Raw genomic sequence first — 6,286 nt, forward strand, 5'->3', positions numbered from 1 at the left:
GGCGCGGAACCGGCGGAACTGCGCAAGCTGCTGTCGGCGCTGACGGCGATGCGCGACGGCAACTTCCGGCGCCGGCTGACGGTGCCGGGGGACGGGCCGCTGGCGGAGATCGCCGCGGTGTTCAACGAGGTGGCCGAGCGCAACCAGCACCTGACCGGTGAACTGGCCCGGGTGCGGCGGGCGGTGGGCCGCGAGGGCCGGCTGAACGAGCGGCTGGAGACCGGCGCGGGCGAGGGCGCCTGGATGGCGGCGGTCGACAACTGCAACGCGCTGATCGACGACCTGGCCCGGCCGATGGCCGAGGTGGGCCGGGTGCTGACCTCGATCGCCGAGGGCGACCTGGACCAGAAGATGGAGCTGCGCTCGCTGCACAGCAACGGGGTGAGCCACCCGCTGCGCGGCGAGTACCTGAAGATCGGGCGGACCGTCAACGGACTGGTGGACCAGCTCTCGGAGTTCACCGACGAGGTGACCCGGGTGGCCCGGGAGGTCGGCACCGAGGGCAAGCTGGGCGGTCAGGCCAAGGTCCGCAGCGTGTCGGGCAGTTGGAAGGACCTGGCGGACTCCGTCAACACGATGGCCGGGCGGCTGACGGCGCAGGTGCGCAACATCGCCCAGGTGACGACGGCGGTGGCCAAGGGCGACCTGTCCCGCAAGGTCACCGTCGAGGTGGCCGGCGAGATGCTGGAGCTGAAGAACACCGTCAACACGATGGTGGACCAGCTCAACGGCTTCGCGGCGCAGGTGACCAGGGTGGCCAGGGACGTCGGCACCGAGGGCCGGCTGGGCGGTCAGGCGCAGGTGCCGGGCGTCGCCGGGGTCTGGCGGGACCTGACCGACTCGGTGAACTTCATGGCCGACAACCTGACCGGCCAGGTGCGCAACATCGCCCAGGTGACGACGGCGGTGGCACGCGGGGACCTCTCGCAGAAGATCGAGGTGGACGCGCGCGGCGAGATGCTGGAGCTGAAGAACACCATCAACACGATGGTCGACCAGCTGTCCGGCTTCGCCGAGCAGGTGACCCGGGTGGCCCGCCAGGTGGGTACGGAGGGCCGGCTGGGCGGTCAGGCGCAGGTGCCGGGCGCGGCGGGCGTGTGGCGCGACCTGACCGACAACGTCAACTTCATGGCGAACAACCTCACCGATCAGGTGCGCAACATCGCCCAGGTGACGACCGCGGTCGCCAAGGGCGACCTGTCGCAGAAGATCCAGGTGGACGCGCGCGGGGAGATCCTGGAGCTGAAGAACACCATCAACACGATGGTCGACCAGCTGTCGGCGTTCGCGGACGAGGTGACCAGGGTGGCCAGGGACGTCGGCACCGAGGGCATCCTCGGCGGCCAGGCGAGCGTGCCAGGGGTGTCCGGCACCTGGAAGGACCTGACCAACTCCGTCAACCTGATGGCCAACAACCTGACCAGCCAGGTCCGCAACATCGCCGAGGTGACGACGGCGGTCGCGCGCGGCGACGTCTCGAAGAAGATCACCGTCGACGCTCGGGGCGAGATCCTGGAGCTGGTGACGACCGTCAACACGATGGTGGACCAGCTGTCGGCGTTCGCCGACGAGGTGACCCGCGTCGCCCGAGAGGTGGGCACCGAGGGGATCCTGGGTGGCCAGGCCCGGGTGCGCGGGGTGTCGGGCATCTGGAAGGACCTGACCGACAACGTCAACTTCATGGCGTCCAACCTGACCGGGCAGGTCCGCAACATCGCCGAGGTGGCCTCGGCGGTGGCCCGCGGCGACCTCTCCAAGAAGATCACCATCGACGCGCAGGGCGAGATCGCGACGCTCGCGGGCACCCTGAACACGATGGTCGACCAGCTCTCGTCCTTCGCCGTGGAGGTGACCCGCGTCGCCCGCGAGGTCGGCACCGACGGCACCCTGGGCGGCCAGGCGAGCGTGCCCGGCGTGGCCGGCATCTGGAAGGACCTGACCGACAACGTCAACCTGATGGCCAACAACCTCACCGGCCAGGTCCGCAACATCGCGCTGGTGATCACCGCGGTGGCCCGCGGCGACCTGTCGCAGAAGATCGACGTCGACGCGCGCGGCGAGATCCTCCAGCTCAAGACCAGCATCAACACGATGGTCGACCAGCTGTCCGCGTTCGCCGACGAGGTCACCCGCGTCGCCCGCGAGGTGGGCACCGACGGCCGCCTGGGCGGCCAGGCCCGGGTGCCCGGGGTGGACGGCACCTGGCAGGACCTCACCGAGTCGGTGAACGAGCTGGCCAACAACCTGACCCGGCAGGTGCGCGCGATCGCGCAGGTCGCCACCGCCGTGACCAGGGGCGACCTGAGCCTGCGGATCGACGTCGACGCCGCGGGGGAGCTCGACGAGCTCAAGGACAACATCAACCAGATGATCGCCAACCTGCGCGAGACCACCCGCACCAACCAGGAACAGGACTGGCTCAAGACCAACCTGGCCCGCATCTCCGGCCTGCTCCAGGGCCGCCGGGACCTGGAGGCCGTCGCCTCGCTGATCATGACCGAGCTCACCCCCGTGGTCTCCGCCCAGCACGGCGCGTTCTTCCTCGCCCAGCCGGCCGGCCGCACCGCCGAGCTGATCACCGAGGACGACGACGAGAACGACACCGTGCTGCGCCTGATCGGCAGCTACGGCTACCAGCGGCGCGCCATGCCGACCACCTTCCGGCCCGGTGAGTCGCTGATCGGCCAGGCCGCGGTGGAGAAGCGGGCGATCATCCTCAAGGAGGCGCCGCCCGGATACCTCAAGATCGCCTCGGGCCTCGGCGAGGCCTCGCCGGCCCACATCGTGGTGCTGCCGGTGCTGTTCGAGGGCCGGCTGCTCGGCGTGATCGAACTCGCCACCTTCAGCTCGTTCACGACCGTCGCGCTCGACTTCCTCAACCAGATCGCCGACCTGATCGGCGTCACCGTCAACACCATCAGCGTCAACACCAAGACCGAGGGCCTGCTGCTGGAGTCCCAGCGGCTCACCGCCGAACTCTCGATGCGCTCGGCCGAGTTGGAGGCACGCCAGGAGGAACTGGAGCGCACCAACGAGGAGTTGCAGGAGAAGGCCGAGCAACTCGCCCAGCAGAACCGCGACATCGAGATCAAGAACAGCGAGATCGAGGAGGCCCGCCAGGTCCTGGAGGAGCGCGCCGAACAGCTCGCCCTGGCCTCCCGCTACAAGAGCGAGTTCCTCGCCAACATGTCGCACGAGCTGCGCACCCCGCTCAACTCGCTGCTGATCCTGGCCAAGCTGCTCTCCGACAACAACGAGGGCAACCTCTCGCCCAAGCAGGTCGAGTTCGCCGACACCATCCACGGCGCCGGCTCCGACCTGCTCCAGCTGATCAACGACATCCTCGACCTGTCCAAGGTCGAGGCCGGCAAGATGGACGTCCGCCCCAGCCGGATCGCCCTGGTCCAGCTGGTCGACTACGTCGAGGCCACCTTCCAGCCGGTCGCGCTGGACAAGAACCTGGACTTCGCCGTCCGGGTCTCCTCCGCGCTGCCGGTCACCCTGCACACCGACGAGCAGCGGCTCCAGCAGGTCCTGCGCAACCTGATCTCCAACGCGGTCAAGTTCACCGACGCGGGCGCCGTCGACTTCTCGATCAGCCCGGCCGGGCCGGACGTGCCCCAGCACGTCCGCGAGCAACTGCTGGAGTCCGGCTCGATCGCGGACCCGGACGACCCGCTGATCGCCTTCGCCGTCTCCGACACCGGCATCGGCATCCCCGGCAACAAGCTGCGGGAGATCTTCGAGGCGTTCAAGCAGGCCGACGGCACCATCAGCCGCAAGTACGCCGGCACCGGCCTCGGCCTGTCCATCAGCCGGGAGATCGCCCGGCTGCTCGGCGGCGAGATCCACGCCGAGAGCGAGTTCGGCAAGGGCTCGACCTTCACCCTCTACCTGCCGCTGCGCACCGACGCCTCGGACGCGCCGCCCGCCGATCGCGCCCCCGTGGCGGCCGTGCCCGGCAACCCGGTGCTGCGCGCCACCATCGGCGTGACCCCGGTGGGCCTGCCCGTCCCGGTCGGCGAGAACCCGGCCGACCACTGGGCCAAGGAGGTCCGCGAACTCGCCGAGGAGCGCCGGCGCGGCGCCGTCGAGCGCCGTCGCACCGCCGCCCTGGAGCTCCCCGCCGAGGGGCGCCCGGCGGAGCCCGTCCCGCTGCGCCCCGGCCGCACCGACGCGCGCTTCGGCGGCCAGCAGGTGCTGATCGTCGACGACGACGTCCGCAACGTGTTCGCCCTCACCAGCGTCCTGGAACAGCACGGCCTGACCGTCCTGTACGCCGAGAACGGCCGCGAGGGCATCGAGATGCTGGAGCAGCACGAGCACGTCGCGCTGGTCCTGATGGACATCATGATGCCGGAGATGGACGGCTACGCGACCACCGAGGCGATCCGCCGCATGCCCCAGTTCGCCGGTCTGCCGATCATCGCGCTGACCGCCAAGGCGATGAAGGGCGACCGCGAGAAGTCCCTCGCGGCGGGCGCCACCGACCACATCACCAAGCCGGTGGAGACCGACCACCTGCTCGCGGTGATGCACGAGTGGCTGCGGCCCGAGCGCTCCTGACGTCCCGGCGGCGAGCCCCAGGGTCCTTCGCCCAAGCGGGACTTGGGCGAAGGACCGGTGGCGGGGCGCGCATCGCGGGCCGGGCTCCGGGGTGCGCGCCGGGCCGGCGATCGGTTTGCTGGCGGGGAGGGCCGGGAACCCGGTAGGGTCACCGATCGTTGCGAACAGTGACCGGATGACGACACGCTGCTGAGCGTGCGCCGGAGCACCGTCCGTGCGCCGCTCCCGATCGGGTCCGGCGCAGCCGGGTCGCGACGGAGCGATGTGCCGGGCGAGGGGGTGCGGCTAGCATGACCGGGGTAGCGGTGGGCAGTACGCGAGTGCCTTCACCGGGCAGGCAGGCGACAGGAGGGCGGGCCCTGATGCAGAAGGCGAAGATCCTCCTGGTCGACGACCGGCCGGAGAACCTGCTGGCACTGGAGGCGATCCTGTCGGCGCTCGACCAGACGCTGGTGCGCGCCGCGTCCGGCGAGGAGGCGCTCAAGGCGCTGCTTACCGACGACTTCGCCGTGATCCTGCTGGACGTCCAGATGCCGGGCATGGACGGTTTCGAGACCGCCGCCCACATCAAGCGCCGCGAGCGCACCCGGGACATCCCGATCATCTTCCTCACCGCGATCAACCACGGCCCGCACCACACCTTCCGCGGGTACGCGGCCGGCGCGGTCGACTACATCTCCAAGCCGTTCGACCCCTGGGTGCTGCGCGCCAAGGTCTCCGTCTTCGTCGACCTGTACGTGAAGAACTGCCAGCTGAAGGAGCAGGCCGCGCTGCTGCGCCTGCAACTGGAGGCCGGCGGCGGCGAGCTCGCCCTCGGCGGGGCGCTGCTCGGCGAGCTGTCCGCGCGGCTGGCGGCGGTCGAGGAACAGGCGGAGGCGCTGGGCAAGCAGCTGGACGGCAGCGCCGACGCCGGGGTGGCCGCCACCGCGGCGCACCTGGAGCGCAAGCTCACCGGCCTGCGCCGGGCCCTGGACGCGCTGCGCCCCGGTACGCCGTAGCGGCCGCGCCGGTTGGCCCGGCCGGGTGGACCGTACGGGCGTCCGGGTGAAATCCGGTCAGCGTGACGGAGTGTCTACGACACGTCGGGGCGCCCCGGCTCGCCACATGTGCACCGGTGGCCCGCACCGGTAGGCTGCTGACCCATGGCCACTCGCACGCCCGGGAACGCAGCACGTAAGACGAGTCCGGGACCGTCCAAGAAGGCCGCGGCGAAGACCCCGGGCAAACCGCCGGCGAAGAAGGCGGCGGCCCGCAAGGCACCCGCGAAGAAGGCGGCGGCCAGGTCGGCCCCGCCACCGCCGCCGCCGAACCGGTCGATACTCCTGCGCGCCCTCAACGGCCTCGCGAGCCCGATCGCCGCGATCTTCCGGGGCGTCGGCGACGGCGCCAAGAACCTCCACCCGGCCCACCGCAAGGACGGGCTGGGCCTCGTGCTGTTCGCGCTCGGCCTGGTCACGGCCGCCGGCACCTGGTTCAGCGAGGAGGGCTGGCTGAACGACGCGGCCACCGCCGTGGTCTCCGGGCTGTTCGGGCGGCTCGACGTGCTGGTGCCGTTCCTGCTGGCCGGGATCGCGATCCGGCTCTGGCGCCACCCGGAGCTGCCGGAGGCCAACGGGCGGATCGTGATCGGCCTGAGCGCGCTGGTGGTCGGCGTCCTCGGGCTGGTCCACATCGGCTGCGGCGCGCCCACGATGGGCAGCGGCGCGTCCCGGATAAGGGC

2 protein-coding genes and 1 pseudogene are annotated in these 6,286 nt (G+C 71.0%); all 3 read left to right on the plus strand.

What is annotated here, in order from left to right; all coding sequences use genetic code 11:
* Positions 1 to 18: 18 nt before the first annotated feature.
* Positions 19 to 4,566: a HAMP domain-containing protein gene (locus AB0O00_RS26550; RefSeq protein WP_363655832.1), complete on the plus strand. Its 4,548-nt coding sequence runs from the start codon at positions 19 to 21 to the stop codon at positions 4,564 to 4,566.
* 359 nt (positions 4,567 to 4,925) lie between these two features.
* Positions 4,926 to 5,564, plus strand: a complete 639-nt coding sequence (locus AB0O00_RS26555; RefSeq protein WP_363655834.1) for a response regulator — start codon at positions 4,926 to 4,928, stop codon at positions 5,562 to 5,564.
* Positions 5,565 to 5,708: 144 nt separating this feature from the next.
* A pseudogene (locus AB0O00_RS26560) lies at positions 5,709 to 6,286 on the plus strand (cell division protein FtsK); the annotation flags it as partial.

This window comes from Kitasatospora sp. NPDC093558 (assembly GCF_040683475.1).
In the GTDB taxonomy this organism is placed as follows: domain Bacteria; phylum Actinomycetota; class Actinomycetes; order Streptomycetales; family Streptomycetaceae; genus Kitasatospora.